The organism is Streptomyces sp. S4.7, assembly GCF_010384365.1.
In the GTDB taxonomy this organism is placed as follows: domain Bacteria; phylum Actinomycetota; class Actinomycetes; order Streptomycetales; family Streptomycetaceae; genus Streptomyces.
In genome coordinates, this window is sequence record NZ_CP048397.1 from 3,627,915 (window position 1) to 3,643,146 (window position 15,232).

Consider the following 15,232-nt stretch of genomic DNA (forward strand, 5'->3'; position numbering starts at 1 on the left):
CGCCCGTCCAAGCCCCCGGGCGGGGCGCGCTCCCGAGCGGAGGCGTGCCCGCGTCCGGCGGTAGGGGCCCCGGTTGCGGGGGTGGCAGCCTGGGGACGGCGTGCCGCCGACGCGCCGGGGCCCGATTCTTGGCCGGCCGAGCTTGACGTGAACTGCGACCGAGGAGAGAAACGGGATGGGACTTCGCGCTCAGGTACGGACACCGGACGGCTGGGCCGTCCAGAACGCCGCCGTGACCCTGACCGACCGGACCGGCGCGCAAGTGGCGCGCGCCGACGCGGACGCGGACGGGCTGGTGTCCTCCGACGTGACACTGGCGCCGGGGCCGTACACCGTGATCGTGACGGCCGTCGGCTACGCGCCCTCCGCCGCCACCGCGTTCGTCACCTCCAGCGGTGTCGCCGACGCCGGGACGGTCGTCCTGACCCGGCAGGGCAATGTCGAACTGCCGCCGCCCGGCGTGTGGAACCTGGACCCCGCGCACTCGTCCGTGGTCACCATCGCCCAGCACCTCGGGATCTCCAGCGTGCGCGGCCGTTTCACCGACTTCGGCGGCCGGATCGCGATCGCGGCGGTGCCGGAGCACTCCCGCGTCGACGCGGTCATCGACGCGGCGAGCATCGACACCGGCAACGGGGTGCGGGACAAGCACCTGAGGTCGCCGGACTTCCTCGACGCGGAGCGGTACCCGGAGATCACGTATCACAGCACGGGGGTCAGCCAGGCCGGTCCGGACCGCTGGACGGTACGGGGTGAACTCTCGTTGCACGGCGTCGTACGGAAGGTGCCGCTGGACCTGTCGTACCTCGGGATCGGGCCCGACCCGTGGGGCGGTGAGCGGGCGGCCTTCCGCGCGACGACGGAACTGCTGCGGAGCGACTTCGCCATGAACTACAACCAGGTGGTGCAGGCGGGGATGACCATGATCGGCACGACGCTGCGGGTGGAACTCGACATCCAGGCGGTACGTGAGGTCGGTCCCGCGGACACGGCCGCGTCGTAGGCTGCGGGACATGGCACCCGACATCGCGACCAACACCACCGTGGCGCTCGCCGAGTTGCTGGAGTTCGTCCGGCCCAGGCACCACGCGATCCTGCTGACCACCCGTTCGGACGGCCGTCCGCAGGGCTCCCCGCTGACGTGCGGCGTGGACGACTCGGGCCGGATCGTCGTCTCCACCTACCCGGAGCGCGCGAAGACGCGGAACGCGAAGCGTGACCCGCGCGCGAGCGTGATCGTCCTGTCGGACACCTGGGACGGTCCGTGGGTGCAGATCGACGGTACGGCGCAGGTGCTGGACGTCCCGGAGTCGGTGGAGCCGCTGGTCGAGTACTTCCGCAACATCTCCGGGGAGCACCCGGACTGGGACGAGTACCGCGAGGCGATGGTGCGTCAGGGCAAGTCGATCATCCGCGTCACACCGGAGCGCTGGAGCCCGATCGCGACGGGCGGCTTCCCGGCGAGGCTGGCTCCGCCGGAGTAGAGGCGCCCTCAGGCCTGTCCGGCGGACAGGACCTAGCCGCGCGCCCGCATCGCCTCGATGCCAGCGATGAGGAGTTCGAGCGCGAACGTGAAGTCCCGTTCGCGCATCTCCTCGACCGTGTCGCCGCCGCGGGCCTCCATCATCTCCTCGGTCTGCTCGAACCGGCCCCGGTACTCCCGCTGTTCGCTCATCCGTCCCATGGCGTCCCGGTAGTACTGGTCCTGCGTCATCCCCGCCTCGGCGCACCGCTGGACGAAGTGGCCCTCGATCGTGCCGAAGCCGTACACGAACTGGAAGACGGAGGCGAGCGCGCCCGCCTGGCCGTGCGCCGGCAGTCCCGTACGGCGCATGACCCGCAGCACGGCGGCGGAGAACTCCATCGAGTGGGGGCCGATGTTGAGGAACTTGCCGACGAGCGCGGAGACCCAGGGGTGGCGGACCAGCAGGGCGCGGTACCTGCCGGCCAGGACGCGCAGGTCGTCGCGCCAGTCGCAGTGGGCGCCCGCCGTGTCGTGCGCCTCGTGCTCCGCGACTGCGATCTCCATGAAGACGGAGTCCAGGGCGAGTTCGAGGAGGTCGTCCTTCGTGTCCACGTACCAGTACAGGGACATCGCCGTCACGCCCAGCTCGGCCGCCAGCCGCCGCATGGAGAACTTCGCAGGCCCCTCCGCGTCGAGCAGCCGTACCGAGACCGAGATGATCCGGTCCCGGTCGAGACCGGTGGGGTGGTCGGAGCGCTCGCTCTTGCGACCGCGGGCGGCGGGCTTGCCTTCCAGCCAGACGCTCGTCCGCCGGGGCTGGTTGGCCTTGTCGGCTGCCGACTCCATGTTGAGCCTCCTCGGTTCCTCGCCCCGTTCATGCGGAACCGATGCTATGCGGGCGACTCCGGCCGGCCGGCCCGTTCGGCACGGCGGAGCGGCCCCCTTCAGCCGTACGACTACTTCGTGGCGGTCAGGTCGTAGAGGGTCGTGTCGCCCACGGTGACCTCCTTGAACGTGGACTCCACCCAGCTGGAGATGGACGAAGCCGTACCCTCCTGATCACCCCTGCCTCGGCCGCCCCCACCTCCGCCGCCGAACCCGCTGTCTCCGAAGAAGTAGTGGATCTCGCCGTCGGCGACGTACTCCTTGAACCGGTCGAGCGTCGGGGACGGATCGCTGCCGTTGAAGCCGCCGATCGCCATCACCGCTTCCCCGGTCGCGAGTTGGCTGGTCCCGGCGTTCTGGGAGCCGACCGTCGCGGCGGCCCAGGTGTAGTCACCGGCGTCCTTCCTCAGCGCCGCGACCACCTCGGAGTTGACCTCCCGGCCTTCGAGCAGACCGGACATACCACCACCGCCACCGACCCTGCCGGCTCCGCCTTCGCGCGCCAACTGCCGGCCGCCGCCCTGGGCAGCCCCGCCGCCCTGGGCAGCCCCGCCGCCCTGGGGAGGAGCCTGGCCGGCGCCGGGCCGCTGGCCGCGGGCGCCGTCGTCGCCCCCACCGGCGCCGCCCGCGGGACCACCGCCACCGCCGCCAGGACCGCCACCGGCACCGCCACGCGCCGCCGCCGGCCCCGCCGTCACGAGCGAGCCCGTGTGCGGGGTGTTGACCGTGGTCAGCGTGTACGCGAGCGGGGCCGCCAGCGACGCGGCGAGCGCCAGCACGGCGGCGCCCACCGCGAGCCGGGGTGCCAGGGTGCGCAGCCGCCCCTCACGCCCGATCCGGCCCACGACCGTCAGCGCGACCGCGGCGACCACTGCGCCGATCAGGACGGCCCAGCGCAGCCACGGGAGGTAGTCCGGCGTCCGGCCGAGCAGTACGAACGCCCAGACCGCCGTCCCCGCCACCGTCACACCCAGCGCGGCCGACGCGAGCGCCTTGGCGCGTTCCTCCCACAGCAGCGCCACGCCCATGCCGACCACCGCGGCGATGTACGGCGCGAGCGCCACCGTGTAGTACTCGTGGAAGATCCCCGCCATGAAGCTGAAGACCCCCGCCGTCATCAGCAGCGCACCGCCCCAGACCAGGAACGAGGCGCGGGCGAGGTCCGTGCGCCGGGCCCGCCGGGTCAGCACGAGACCGACGACCAGCAGGAACAGTGCGGCGGGCAGCAGCCAGGAGATCTGACCGCCGAGGCTGTCGCTGAACATCCGGCCGAGCCCGGTCTCACCGGTGCGCGGACCGCCTCCCCCGCCCCCGACGCTGCCGGGCTCGTTGCCGTTGATACGGCCAAGTCCGTTGTAGCCGAAGGTGAGTTCGAGGAACGAGTTGGTCTGTGAGCCCCCGATGTAGGGGCGGGACGCGGCGGGCCACAGCTCGACGATCGCCACCCACCAACCGGCGCTGACCACCAACGCGAATCCGGCGGCGGCCAGTTGGCCGATCCTGCGGCGTACGGTCGTGGGCGCGCACGCCGCGTACACGAGCACGAGCGGCGGCAGGATCAGGAACGCCTGGAGTGTCTTCGTCAGGAACGCGAAACCCATCGCGACCCCCGCCCACACCAGCCAGCGCGTCCGTGCCCCTTCCAGGGCCCGCAGCACGCAGTAGACGGTGACCGTCATCAGCAGCCCGAGGAGCGTGTCGGGGTTGTTGAAGCGGAACATCAGGGCGGCGACGGGCGTCAGCGCCAGCACACCGGCCGCGACGAGCCCCGCCGAGGCGCTGAAGCGGCGCCGTACGGCCGCGTACAGCACGGCGATGGTGCCGACACCCATCAGCGCCTCGGGCACCAGGATCTGCCACGAGCCGAGCCCGAAGAGCCTTACGGACAGGGCCATCGGCCACAGAGCGGCCGGGGGCTTGTCGACGGTGATGGAGTTCCCCGCGTCGGACGAGCCGAAGAAGAACGCCTTCCAACTCTCGCTGCCCGCTTGGACGGCAGCGGAGTAGAAGGAGTTGCCGTATCCGGAGTCGCCGAGACTCCAGAGGTTGAGGACCAGCGCCACGAGGAGGAGGCCGAGAAGCGCGGGGCGTACCCAGGGCGCGTCCTCGGGCCTGCCGCGTCGCAGGCGCGCGAGCAGGGAGGAGGCGGGGCGGGTGGATCCGGCGGCCGGTGCGCCGGTGGTGAGGGCCTGGGTCATCGGGCGCTCCGTTCCTGGGTGTTCGGTTCCATGCGGATCGTGGGCTGGTCGTCGCCGCCGCGCCGGTCGGGGAAGACCCATGCCCGGAAGAGGAGGAAGCGCAGCACCGTCGCCGCGAGATTGGCGCAGACCAGTACGGCCAACTCCGTGCCGTGGGAGGGATTCCCGGTAGCGGCGCCGAGCGCGGCCAGCGAGCCGCTGGTCAGCGCGAGCCCGATACCGAAGACGACGAGGCCCTGGGCCTGGTGGCGTACTGCGCGTTCCCGGCCCCGTACGCCGAAAGTCAGCCGGCGGTTCGCCGCGGTGTTCGCTATCGCCGACACCAGCAGCGCGGCAGCGTTGGCCGCTTGAGCCCCGGAGGCCGTACGGAAAAGGGAGTAGAGCAGCAGATAGAAGAGGGTCGACAGCGCGCCGACGACACAGAAGCCGACCAGTTGGCGCGCGAGTCCGCCGGGCACACCGCCGATCTCACGGTCCCTGGGGTCGTCACCGAAGGGCCGGGCGAGCCGGTCGAGCGGCAGCGCGCCGAGCGCGAGCGCGCGCCCGATCCGCCAGACGCCCTTGAGGTCCTCGACCGCCGTACTGACGATGCGCACGCGGCTGTCCGGGTCGTCGACCCAGTCCACCGGCACCTCGTGGATCCGCAGCCCGGCCCGTTCGGCGAGCACCAGCATCTCGGTGTCGAAGAACCACCCGGTGTCCTCGACCATCGGCAGCAGCCGCTCGGCGACCTCGCGCCGTATCGCCTTGAAGCCGCACTGCGCGTCGCTGAAGCGCGCCGAGAGCGACGACTTGAGGATCAGGTTGTAGGCGCGCGAGATGAACTCCCGTTTGGGGCCGCGCACGACGCGCGACGAGCGCGCGAGGCGCGAGCCGATCGCCAGGTCCGAGTGGCCCGAGATGAGCGGCGCGACGAGCGGCAGCAGCGCGTTGAGATCGGTGGACAGATCGACGTCCATGTAGGCGAGGACGGGGGAGTCGGAGCGCGACCAGACGGTGTGCAGCGCGCGCCCGCGCCCCTTCTCCTCCAGCCGGTACGCGGTGACCTCGGGGATCGACGCCGCGAGTCGGGCCGCCACGGCGGGGGTGCGGTCGGTGCTGGCGTTGTCCGCGACGGTGATGCGGAAGCGGTACGGGAAGGTGCGGGCGAGGTGGTCGTGAAGTCGCCGCACGCACGACTCCAGGTCCTGCTCCTCGTTGTGGACGGGGATGGTCACGTCGAGCACGGGGACGCCGGTGGGGGCTCTCGCGTCCGGCGCTTCGGCTGGGAGATGCTCCCTGGCCGGGAGGCTGCCCCACGGGGTGTCGGTGTCGGTTCGCATACGGACGATACTGGGCGGCCGGACTGTCACAGCGGTGTGGTGAGCCTGTGGTGCGGCTGTGAGTCCAGGTGGGTGAGGACGGGGGTGAGGGTGGCGTCGCCGGCGGTGGTGTCGGCCGGGAGGCGCACGGTGAAGGTGGTGCGGCCGGGCTCGCTCCGTACACGGACGTCACCGCCGTGCGCGGTGACGACGGCGTGCACGATGGCGAGGCCGAGGCCGGTGGAGTCGGCCGCCGTGGCGGCGGCACGTGAACGGGACGCGTCGCCGCGCGCGAAGCGTTCGAAGACGTGCGGGAGGAGGGTGGCCGGGATGCCGGGCCCGTCGTCCTCGATGTCCACGAGGACGCACCGGTCCCGGCCGTCGGCGGCGCCGGGAATGGTGGTGGTGACGGTTCGCACGCGCGCCGTGACGGTCGTCCCCGGCGGGGTGTGCGTCCGGGCGTTCGCCAGCAGGTTGACCAGCACCTGTTGGAGCCGGGGGCCGTCGCCGCGTACGTGCGCGGGCTCGTCCGGCAGCTCCAGCCGCCAGCGGTGGTCCTGCCCGGCGGCCCGCGCGTCGGCGACCGCGTCCACGACGAGCGGGGTGAGGTCCGTCGTCCCGTACGCGAGCGGCCGTCCTGCGTCGAGCCGTGCCAGCAGCAGCAGATCGTCCACCAGCCCGGTCATCCGCTCCGCCTCGGCCTCGATCCGGCCGAGCGCGTGCCGGGTGTCGGGGCCGATCTCCTCCCGGCCGCGCCGGGTGAGTTCGGCGTAGCCACGGATGGAGGCGAGCGGTGTCCGCAACTCGTGGCTCGCGTCGGCGACGAAGCGCCGTACCCGCGTCTCGCTCTCCTGCCGCGCGGTGAGCGCCGAACCGACGTGCCCCAGCATCCGGTTGAGCGCGGCGCCGACCTGGCCGACCTCGGTGCGCGGATCGGCCTCGGTCTCCGGCAGCCGCGTCAGCGGCGCCACTTCGCCGCTGTGCAGGGGGAGTTCGGAGACCAGGGTGGCGGTCGTGGCAACGCGCCGCAACGGCCGCAGGGCCACCCCGACGAGCACCCCGCCCGTGATCCCGGCGGCTACGAGACCGGCGACGGTGACGCAGATCTCGACCACGATCAGGGTGGCGAGGGTGTCCTGGACGTCACTGAGCGGGACTCCGACGAGGAAGGAGCCGTTGACGCCTTCCACGTACTCGACGCGGTAGTCACCGAGGTCAGCGAGGCTCACGCTGTGCGCGTCGCCGTCGCGCGGGACCGTCGCCAGGGCGGTGGTCTCGGAGTCGGTGAGCGCGTGCCCGGTGACCTGCTGGCCGGTATCGTCACCGCCCGTCTGGGCACTGATCATGCCCCGGCCGACGTCGCTCGGACCGGTGCCGGTCAGCTCGACGCCGACCGTGCCGATCGGGGCGCCACCGCCGGCGATGGTCCTGAGCGGCTCCCGCACCTCCGACAGGCGCGGCGGCGGGACGTCGTCCGGCAGCCGGTCGGCCCGCTCGTACGGCCCGGCGGCCCGCTGGGCGATCGCGTGGACCTGGGCGTCGAGCTGGTCGTACTGGTACGAACGGAACGCGATCGTCGTCACCGCGCCGATGACCGCCGCGACGACCGCGATCAGCGAGACCGCGGACACGACGAGGCGGGTGCGGAGCGACCAGCGCTTCGGGGCCTGTTTCCGGGCGGTACGTGCGCCCCGTCCGCGTACCCGGTCCCACACCGCCACCGCGGCCACTACTCTCCCGCCTCCCCCGGCTTGATCAGGTACCCCGCCCCGCGCCGGGTGTGGATCATCGGTGGCCGGCCCGCGTCGATCTTCCGTCGCAGGTACGAGATGTAGAGCTCCACCACGTTCGCCTGGCCGCCGAAGTCGTACGACCACACGCGGTCCAGGATCTGGGCCTTGCTCAGCACACGCCGCGGGTTGCGCATCAGGAAGCGCAGCAGCTCGAACTCGGTCGCCGTGAGATGGATGGACTGCCCCGCCCGGCTGACGTCGTGGCTGTCCTCGTCGAGGGTCAGGTCGCCGACCACCAGCATCGATTCGCTGCGAACGGCGGCGGTGCCGGAACGTCGTATCAACCCGCGCAGGCGCGCCACGACCTCCTCCAGGCTGAAGGGCTTGGTGACGTAGTCGTCACCGCCCGCGGTGAGCCCGGCGATCCGGTCCTCCACGGCGTCCTTGGCGGTGAGGAAGAGGACCGGCACCTGCGGCAGCTCCTCGCGGAGCCGCCCGAGGAGGGCGATGCCGTCCATGTCGGGCAGCATCACGTCCAGCACCACCGCGTCGGGCCGGAACTCCCGCGCCGAACGCACGGCGCCGGCCCCGTCACCAACGCTGCGCACTTCCCACCCCTCGTAGCGCAGGGTCATGGTCATGAGCTCGGCGAGCGAGGCCTCGTCGTCCACGACGAGGACCCGGACGGGGCTCCCGTCCGGCTTGATCATCTCGGTGCGCCCCCTGGGCGAGGTGACGGTCATGATGCCAAGACTGCGGAGGCCCCCTGAGAACGTCCTTGCCGCTTCCTGTGAATTCCCTGAGAACCGGTCGGCGGTCCGGGGCACGGGTGGTTCCCGGTCGCGCTAGTCGCCGGTGGCGCCCGCCGCGGCGAAACGGCGTGCCTCGCGGCGCCCCGTGTAACGCTCCCTGCGGTTGGCGGCCCTGGCCCACTCCTGCCGTTCCCTGATGTGGGAGCGGACCTTGCATCCGGCGCAGCAGGGCCGGGTGATCAGCGCCATGAGGGTCGGTGCCCAGCGGCAGCGGGTGTCGGTGTCCTCACGGGTCGGGCGGGGCGGCAGGTCGCAGGCGCCGTCACGGTGGTCGTGCACAGGCAGGGGGTGGTGCTCCGCGTGGCGTACCCACGGCGGCTTGGTCTTGTCCGTACGGGACATCTCGTTCCTCTCGGAACCCGCCGCCCGTGCTCCCGGAACCTCCGGGCGGGCGGCCAGGTCGACCGAGTGGTGTTCTGCGTCCACTTCACGGCACCGCGCTCCTCTCTCCGCCCACGGAAGTGAGCAGCCTTTCAGAATATCAGCGTGTCCCTCCGGTGCCCAGGACACGGTCTAGGGAACGTCTGCCGGCTCCAGCCCGAAGAGGCGGACCCCGTTCCCGTAACAGACCGCGCGTGTCCAGTCGTCGCCGAGTCCGAGCCCGTCGAGGACCTCCAACTGATGCAGGTACGGGTAGGGGATGTTGGGGAAGTCCGAACCGAGCAGGATCCGGTCGCCCAGATCCGCGAGCCGGGCCCTGGCCTCCGCCCCGGCCGGGAACGGCGCGAAGCCCTCGCTGAAGTCGGTGAACACCATCGTCGTGTCGAGCAGGACCCCGTCGTACCGGTCCGCGAGGTCCAGGAAGTCCGTGTACTCCGGCATCCCCATGTGCGCGACGACCAGCCGCAGTCGCGGATGGCGCGCGAGGAGCCGGCCGACGGGCTCAGGTCCGGTGAACCTGCCGGGCTGCGGGCCCGATCCGCAGTGCATCACCACCGGCACGCCGGCGTCGGCGAGCAACCCCCAGCTCCGGTCGAGGCGTTCGTCGTTGGGGTCGTAACCACCCACCTGGAGATGCGACTTGAAGATCCGGGCGCCGGACTCGACGGCCTCGCGTACGTACGTCTCCACGCCCTCCTCCGGGAAGAGGGTCGCGGTCTGGAGGCAGTCGGGCGTCCGCGCGGCGAAACCGGCGGCCCAGCCGTTGAGCCAGTCCGCCATGCCGGGCTTGTGCGGGTAGAGCATCGAGGTGTACGCGCGGACGCCGAACGCCCGCAGCAGCGCCACGCGTTGGTCCTCCTCGTGCCGGTAGGTGATGGGCCACTCCATGCCGGTGAGAGGACCGGCGCTGTCGAAGTACGCCCACACCTTCCGCAGGACGCGGTCGGGCATGAAGTGCGTGTGTATGTCGATGAGTCCGGGCAGCGAGAGCCGGTCCCGGAACTCCCTCACGGCCTCGATCTCCGCGGCTGCTTGATCATCCATCCCTCTGGCCTCCGATCCGGACGGCGTGCTGTCCAGCGGTACCCGCAGGACCGCGGATCACGTCAGAACAGCCCGTCCTGTACGGAGCGGTCGGAGCCGGCCACTTCGCGTACGGGCACACTCACGCCCCCGGTGTCCCCCGCCGCGGCAAGTTCCCACCCCTTGACCAGCCTTGTGTCGAGCACGAGCACCGCGCCGTCGTCGCACTCCAGGTGCAGGTCGGGCCCGGCGGCTGCCACGAGCCGCCCGCCCACGCGCCCTCCGTCGACCAGCTCGCCGATCACACCCGTCACGGGCGGGGTCCCGGTCAGTCCGAACACGCCCATGTGGTCGACCGGTCGGTAGTCGGCGCGCTCCAACGACTCGGGCCACCCGGCGAGCGCGACGGCCCGCGCGTACAACTCGCCCACCTCCGAGGCCCGTTCGGCGGGCGCGGTCGGCAGTGTGGCGCGTACGGCACGCTTCGCGGCGTACGGGACGCGGTCCGGCACGCCCAGCGCCGTACGCAGCAACTCCTCCGTGCGCCGCGCCGCCATCAGCGGCCCGCGCCCGAGCCGGGTGAACACCACGGCGCCCTGTTCGAGCAGCCGCGCCGACCCGCGTGCCTCGGCGGTGATCCCGACCTTGACCATGCCGGGCCCGAACCACGCCAGATAGACCAGGTACGGCTGCGGATCGTCGGCGACGGTGTCGGCCGCCACCGACCGCGACCGGTCGAGCCGCGCGCAGTCCGGGCACTGCCCGCCGGTGCTCCGCCCGCCCACGACGGCGCCGAGGGGACAGACCTGCCCCCGCACCCCGGCACAGCGCCGCTGCCCGACGGCCCGGAACCCGAGGTCACGCCCGTACCCGAGCACGCTGCGCCGCTCCCGCCCGCCGTCGCGCCACACCAACTCGGCCCCGCCGGGGCTCCACCGCAGCCCACCGCACCGCCACCCCATACGTGCTCCCGATCTGCTAGAAGTGCGAAATGCCGCTCCTCACGACCCTCACAACCCCCACCCTCCACTACATCCGCTTCCAGTCCCCGACCCGGAGCCCGCGCGGCCACTTCCCGGGCGTCTTCGCGCTGGCCAACGGCCTGGCGCGGGGCGGCAGGCTGACCCCGGAGCAGTGGAGTTCCTGGCGTACGAACAACGACTGGTACGACGCGGCCTACCCGGACCCCGCGAAGGCCGACCCGACGGTCTACGACCACGACGTCAACCCGGGCGCGACGGCCTGGTTCAAGTCGACGGCGGACGAACTGCTCGCGCGGGTGCCCGCCTATCTCGACCTGCTGGCCGCGCACGACGTCGCGTGCGTACGGCTCACGTCGCCGGTCGCGCCCGGCAGGGTGGTCTACGAGGACGGAAGCCAGATCGTGGTGGTCCCGGCGAGCCCGGCCTGAAGCCTCACCGCCCGCCCGCCTCGAAGCGCACGTCGACGGCGCGCGCGACGATCTCGGCCTCGTCCCCGAGCGCCCACTCCGCCACCCGCGACACGGTCGCGGCCGGGATGGCCTCGCTGATGCCGTCGGCGGCCGGGACGCCGTACGTCGAGTGGGCGTCGTGCGGCAGCACGACCCGGTAGCCACGCGCCAGCGCGGTCCGCGCGGTGGCCGACACGCACATCTCGGACATCACCCCGCACAGGGCGATCCCCTTCACCCCGGCGGCCACGAGCAGCCCGCCGAGCGAGGTCCCCGCGAACCCGTCGTCGTGCCGCTTCCGCACGACGACCTCGCGGTCCCCCTCCACGACGGGCAGGGCGAGCTCCCACCCCGCGGTCCCGGCCTCGTCATCGGCGCCGGCGGCCCCGTCGTTCTGCAGATGCACGACGAGCACACCACACTCCCGCGCCCGCCCGAGCATCCCTTCAACGGCTTCCCGCACGGCCGGCGCGCCGGGCACGGCCCCCTCCCCGCCGAAGAAGGCACGCTGCACATCGACAACAACCAAGGCCTGCACGGCCGCCAGCTCACCCATCCCGCGATAATCACCGCCCCCGGCCCGCGCCACAAACGGTTAGGCGACGTCGGGGAGCTCTTCGCTCAGGCCCGCGGGATGTCGCGGCCGGTCGGCCGGTACTCGACCAGCAGCACCCGGCCGTCCAGGGAACGGTGTTCGACCAGCTCCAGGTCGGCCGACAGCACATCCGCGAAGAACGGTTCGCGGCCCGACGGCCCGACGAGCAGCGGGAACGTCATCAGCCGCAGCCGGTCGACGAGACCCGCGTCGAGGAGTTGTCGCACCACGGAGAGACTTCCCATGGTGCGGAGCGGAACGTCGCTCTCGACCTTGAGCCGCCCGATCTCCCCGACGAGGTCGTCACGGCAGATACGCGTGTTCGGCCACGAGGCGGTCTTCAGCGTCTTCGAGAACACGACGGTGTTCAGCTCACCCATCCGCCGCCAGCCCGCGTCCCGCGCTTCCTCGGGCAGCCCCGCGAGCGCCTCGTAGGTGCGCCGCCCGAGAACGACCAGTTGCGGCAGGGCCGACTCAGCGGTGATCCACTGCTCCAGGTCGGGACCGAAGTACCCGAAATACCCGGGCGACGTCTCCCCGCCGGCCCACCCGTCGACCGAGATGAACACATCGACAGTCAGTTTCTGCACGGCCGTCCCTCCGGGGCTCGCGTCCCGGGCCCTGTTGGTCCCGAGCCCTTCCACGGGAGACGTCGGAGCCACACCGGGCTTCTCGACACGATCTACTAGGCGTATGAGGCCATGACGTTGGTGACACGTTGTTTGAGCGCGGCTGCGGGTGGCTGACCGCCGACGGCGCTGTGGGGGCGGTGGCAGTTGTAGTGCACGTGCCACACGGCGGTCGCGTCCGCGCGCTGGGCCTTGGAGGTCCAGGTGCGGGCGTAGAGGAACTCTTCGGCGAGGATCCGGTTGTACCTCTCGACCTTCCCGTTGTGCTTGGGCGTGTACGGCTTGATGCGCTTGTGCTTCGCGCCGACCAGGGCTCGGGCGAAGGCGTCCGCGCGGTAGCAAGCGCCGTTGTCAGTGACGATCTTCTCGATGTGCGTGATGCCGTGCGTGGCGAACCAGACCCTGGCCCGGTGCAGGAATCCGACTGCGGTGGCGGCCTTCTCGTCTGGCAACGGTTCGGTGTAGGCGATCCGGGTGTGCCCGTCGACGGCGGAATGCAGGTAGACGTAGCCGCGTTTGCCGGTCCTGATCTTGGATCTCGCGGCGGCGCGGGCTTGGTCGGAGTCGCGGCCGTGGGCACGCCACCCGCCACCATCGGGGATGCGGCCGACTTTCTTGACGTCGACGTGGACCATGTGTCCGGGACACTTGGCCACGATGGTGCGCGGCGTGCGGTTGGTGTCGCCGTCGGGGTCGATGAACCGGCGGCGGTTCAATCCGAGTTGAGCGAGCAGTCGGCTTACGGTGCGACGGCTGACCGTTGTGCCGGTGTCGTGGAGTTCGAACGCGATCCGGGCCGCCGACCACTTGTGCTCGCGACGCCAGGTCTCGATCTGTTCCACGGTCTCCGGCGGTGTCGCAGTCGGTTGGCGATGTGGCGTCGAGGAGCGGTCAAGCAGCCCGGCCTCGCCATGGCGGCGATAGCGGTTCACCCACTTCGACGCGCACGCCCGGGAGATGCCCATCTCCGCAGCCACGTGCGCGATCGGCCTGGCGCGGCATCGCTCGACGAGCCGTCGCCGGCCTTCAAGGGAGAGTGGCGCGTTGAGATGGTCGTCTGGGTCATCGTGCGGTGGGGCGCATCGTGGCGGCGGTGTCCATGGCGACGGTGAGCGGGTCGGTGAGCGGCCGGTCCAGTAGCTGGACGAGGTCGGGGCAGGTGTTGCTGAGGAAGCCGTGCCGGACGCTGGACGCGATCGAGGCGAGCATCGGCGGCTGGAACGGAAGCATGCCGTCATCACAGAGGAGGATGGCACGGTAGTCGGCGAGCCCGATCGTTCGATGCGCGACGCCCAGCTTGCCAGCGACGTCGGTGGCGGTGATCGGTTCGCCCAACAGGTCGTAGGTCCTGCCGGAGTGGACAGACGGGTTGCTGGCCACGATGGCTGCGGCGGCGGCCAGGTCGGTCCGCGCTGCCGCGGAGACAGCCCCGTCGCCAAAAGCTGATTCCAGTCCTTCGGCCGTCCAAGCCAGGAGCGCACCGAACAGTTCGGCGTAGAGCCCGTTGCGCAGGATCGTCCAGCCGAGTCCACTGGTCTTGATCATCCGCTCGGTCGCCCGGTGAGCGAGGGCGAAGCCGAGGTGGTCACCTTCGCCGGTCAGGCTGGTGTAAACGACATGAGCTACACCGCCGCGTACGGCAGCGTCGAGAACGGCACCGTGGCGGGCGATGACCAGGTCGTCCTCGGCATACCCTGCCGACACCAGAACCAGCGTCGAGACCCCGCTGAGGTCGAGGGTTGCAGGGTCGTCGAAGTCGAGTCGACGCTGCCCGTTGGCTGGCGTGCGGCTGCCACCCAGGGCGGGCACCTTTCGCTCTGCCAGCTCCTGAAGCGTGAGAGAGGCGAGCTGTCCGTTCGCTCCGGTCACCATGATCATTGTGATCCTGTCTCCTACCGTGGTTCTCTTCAGTAACTACGGTGAGATCCTCAACCGACAGTGGTCGGCCCACAAGGAGGCAGTTTCGTGTCAGTGACGCACACCGAGATAACCGCTGGAGCCGCCGAGCTCGAGCCGTGCGGACAGCCGGACCACCCCGATTGCGGGATCAGGGATGTCCTCGATCGGGTCGGCGACAAATGGTCTGTTTTCGTCATCGCCGAACTCACTAACGGGCCGCGACGCTTCCGGCAACTCCAGCGCGCCATCGACGGGATCTCCCAGCGAATGCTGACCCTGACGGTGCGCAGGCTGGAGCGCGACGGCTTGGTCTTGCGGACCGTCTATCCGACTGTGCCCGCCCAGGTCGACTACCGGCTCACCGAGACCGGAGCGAGCCTGACCTACCTCGTCAAGGCACTCGCCGACTGGTCACTGGGACATCGGGCCAGCATTGCCCAGGCTCGTCAGTCCTACGACAAGGACCACCCCGACAGCGAGATTCGATGACTCGTACGAGTCCTTGGTGTCGCCCCGCGTTTCCGGCTTCCTCCTGGCCGGTCCCGCTGGCGACATGAGACACATACGAAGAGGCGGCACCCACCGGCATGGGCCCCGAGACCCAACCCCGGGCCCAACCCACGAACTGTGCCCCGCGTCCCACCTCCCCACCGAACGCTCCGCCGCCGTCAGGCTGGGCCCCTGAATACAGGAAAGCGCAGAAGCCCTCACGGGGCGTTGATCGTTCCCTGCGGGAAGGAGACTCGCCGACAGGCGACTTGGCGCGCTGCCGAGACCGCGTACCCGAGATGACTACATGAGCTTTGATGAACAGCGCCTCCGTGCGAGTGCGAAAACAGTACCGCGCGCCGGTAACCCCAACCGAAGAATCCATTCTGC

15 protein-coding genes and 1 pseudogene are annotated in these 15,232 nt (G+C 71.1%); 4 read left to right on the top strand and 12 right to left on the bottom strand.

Annotated features, from left to right (window positions below; translation table 11 throughout):
• Positions 1–175: 175 nt before the first annotated feature.
• Positions 176–1,003 carry a YceI family protein gene (locus SSPS47_RS16035; protein WP_164251698.1) on the top strand — a complete coding sequence of 276 codons (828 nt, stop codon included), beginning with the start codon at positions 176–178 and terminating at the stop codon, positions 1,001–1,003.
• A 10-nt stretch (positions 1,004–1,013) separates the two neighbouring features.
• Complete coding sequence (locus tag SSPS47_RS16040; RefSeq protein ID WP_164251699.1) at positions 1,014–1,484, top strand: PPOX class F420-dependent oxidoreductase; 471 nt, start codon at positions 1,014–1,016, stop codon at positions 1,482–1,484.
• Between the two features lie 32 nt (positions 1,485–1,516).
• Here SSPS47_RS16040 and SSPS47_RS16045 read toward each other — a convergent pair whose 3' ends face one another.
• The 8 genes from SSPS47_RS16045 to SSPS47_RS16080 form a co-directional block, all read right to left on the bottom strand.
• Positions 1,517–2,311 carry a TetR/AcrR family transcriptional regulator gene (locus tag SSPS47_RS16045; protein WP_164251700.1) on the bottom strand — a complete coding sequence of 265 codons (795 nt, stop codon included), beginning with the start codon at positions 2,309–2,311 and terminating at the stop codon, positions 1,517–1,519.
• A 110-nt stretch (positions 2,312–2,421) separates the two neighbouring features.
• On the bottom strand, positions 2,422–4,548 hold the full coding sequence (locus SSPS47_RS16050) for a glycosyltransferase family 39 protein (protein WP_164251701.1): 2,127 nt from the start codon (positions 4,546–4,548) through the stop codon (positions 2,422–2,424).
• Positions 4,545–5,870: a bifunctional glycosyltransferase family 2/GtrA family protein gene (locus SSPS47_RS16055; protein WP_164251702.1), complete on the bottom strand. Its 1,326-nt coding sequence runs from the start codon at positions 5,868–5,870 to the stop codon at positions 4,545–4,547. The genes SSPS47_RS16050 and SSPS47_RS16055 overlap by 4 nt, the downstream gene beginning before the upstream one ends.
• A gap of 26 nt (positions 5,871–5,896) precedes the next feature.
• Positions 5,897–7,570, bottom strand: coding sequence for a HAMP domain-containing sensor histidine kinase (locus SSPS47_RS16060; protein WP_275405192.1), 1,674 nt, complete (start codon positions 7,568–7,570; stop codon positions 5,897–5,899).
• A gap of 8 nt (positions 7,571–7,578) precedes the next feature.
• Positions 7,579–8,325 (bottom strand): response regulator transcription factor, encoded by a 747-nt coding sequence (locus tag SSPS47_RS16065; protein WP_164251703.1) that lies wholly within the window; start codon positions 8,323–8,325, stop codon positions 7,579–7,581.
• Between the two features lie 102 nt (positions 8,326–8,427).
• Entirely contained in the window at positions 8,428–8,820 is a 393-nt protein-coding gene (locus SSPS47_RS16070) for a hypothetical protein (protein WP_239064927.1), read from the bottom strand.
• 87 nt (positions 8,821–8,907) lie between these two features.
• Positions 8,908–9,819: an amidohydrolase family protein gene (locus tag SSPS47_RS16075; protein WP_164251704.1), complete on the bottom strand. Its 912-nt coding sequence runs from the start codon at positions 9,817–9,819 to the stop codon at positions 8,908–8,910.
• Positions 9,820–9,881: 62 nt separating this feature from the next.
• Positions 9,882–10,760: a DUF2797 domain-containing protein gene (locus SSPS47_RS16080; RefSeq protein WP_164251705.1), complete on the bottom strand. Its 879-nt coding sequence runs from the start codon at positions 10,758–10,760 to the stop codon at positions 9,882–9,884.
• A gap of 29 nt (positions 10,761–10,789) precedes the next feature.
• Between SSPS47_RS16080 and SSPS47_RS16085 the strand changes: the two genes are divergently transcribed.
• Positions 10,790–11,209 (top strand): hypothetical protein, encoded by a 420-nt coding sequence (locus tag SSPS47_RS16085; RefSeq protein ID WP_164251706.1) that lies wholly within the window; start codon positions 10,790–10,792, stop codon positions 11,207–11,209.
• Between the two features lie 4 nt (positions 11,210–11,213).
• On the opposite strand, the gene SSPS47_RS16090 is transcribed toward SSPS47_RS16085, so the two are convergent.
• From SSPS47_RS16090 to SSPS47_RS16105, 4 genes and pseudogenes are all read right to left on the bottom strand, one after another.
• Positions 11,214–11,786 (bottom strand): isochorismatase family protein, encoded by a 573-nt coding sequence (locus tag SSPS47_RS16090; RefSeq protein ID WP_164251707.1) that lies wholly within the window; start codon positions 11,784–11,786, stop codon positions 11,214–11,216.
• A 65-nt stretch (positions 11,787–11,851) separates the two neighbouring features.
• Entirely contained in the window at positions 11,852–12,415 is a 564-nt protein-coding gene (locus tag SSPS47_RS16095) for a dihydrofolate reductase family protein (RefSeq protein ID WP_164251708.1), read from the bottom strand.
• A 95-nt stretch (positions 12,416–12,510) separates the two neighbouring features.
• Positions 12,511–13,506 (bottom strand): annotated as a pseudogene (locus SSPS47_RS16100) (IS481 family transposase); the annotation flags it as partial.
• A gap of 10 nt (positions 13,507–13,516) precedes the next feature.
• Complete coding sequence (locus SSPS47_RS16105; protein WP_164251709.1) at positions 13,517–14,332, bottom strand: NAD(P)H-binding protein; 816 nt, start codon at positions 14,330–14,332, stop codon at positions 13,517–13,519.
• Between the two features lie 87 nt (positions 14,333–14,419).
• Here SSPS47_RS16105 and SSPS47_RS16110 point away from each other — a divergent pair, with 87 nt between their 5' ends.
• A complete protein-coding gene (locus tag SSPS47_RS16110) occupies positions 14,420–14,842 on the top strand; it encodes a helix-turn-helix domain-containing protein (RefSeq protein ID WP_164251710.1) in 423 nt (140 codons plus the stop codon).
• Positions 14,843–15,232: the final 390 nt, after the last annotated feature.

Bases quoted from the DNA above. Each gene is read 5' to 3' on its own strand.
- SSPS47_RS16090 (WP_164251707.1), bottom strand. From the start codon at position 11,786: ATGGGTGAGCTGGCGGCCGTGCAGGCCTTGGTTGTTGTCGATGTGCAG.
- SSPS47_RS16065 (WP_164251703.1), bottom strand. From the start codon at position 8,325: ATGACCGTCACCTCGCCCAGGGGGCGCACCGAGATGATCAAGCCGGAC.
- SSPS47_RS16045 (WP_164251700.1), bottom strand. From the start codon at position 2,311: ATGGAGTCGGCAGCCGACAAGGCCAACCAGCCCCGGCGGACGAGCGTC.
- SSPS47_RS16105 (WP_164251709.1), bottom strand. From the start codon at position 14,332: ATGATCATGGTGACCGGAGCGAACGGACAGCTCGCCTCTCTCACGCTT.
- SSPS47_RS16075 (WP_164251704.1), bottom strand. From the start codon at position 9,819: ATGGATGATCAAGCAGCCGCGGAGATCGAGGCCGTGAGGGAGTTCCGG.
- SSPS47_RS16085 (WP_164251706.1), top strand. From the start codon at position 10,790: ATGCCGCTCCTCACGACCCTCACAACCCCCACCCTCCACTACATCCGC.
- SSPS47_RS16080 (WP_164251705.1), bottom strand. From the start codon at position 10,760: ATGGGGTGGCGGTGCGGTGGGCTGCGGTGGAGCCCCGGCGGGGCCGAG.
- SSPS47_RS16055 (WP_164251702.1), bottom strand. From the start codon at position 5,870: ATGCGAACCGACACCGACACCCCGTGGGGCAGCCTCCCGGCCAGGGAG.
- SSPS47_RS16050 (WP_164251701.1), bottom strand. From the start codon at position 4,548: ATGACCCAGGCCCTCACCACCGGCGCACCGGCCGCCGGATCCACCCGC.
- SSPS47_RS16040 (WP_164251699.1), top strand. From the start codon at position 1,014: ATGGCACCCGACATCGCGACCAACACCACCGTGGCGCTCGCCGAGTTG.
- SSPS47_RS16035 (WP_164251698.1), top strand. From the start codon at position 176: ATGGGACTTCGCGCTCAGGTACGGACACCGGACGGCTGGGCCGTCCAG.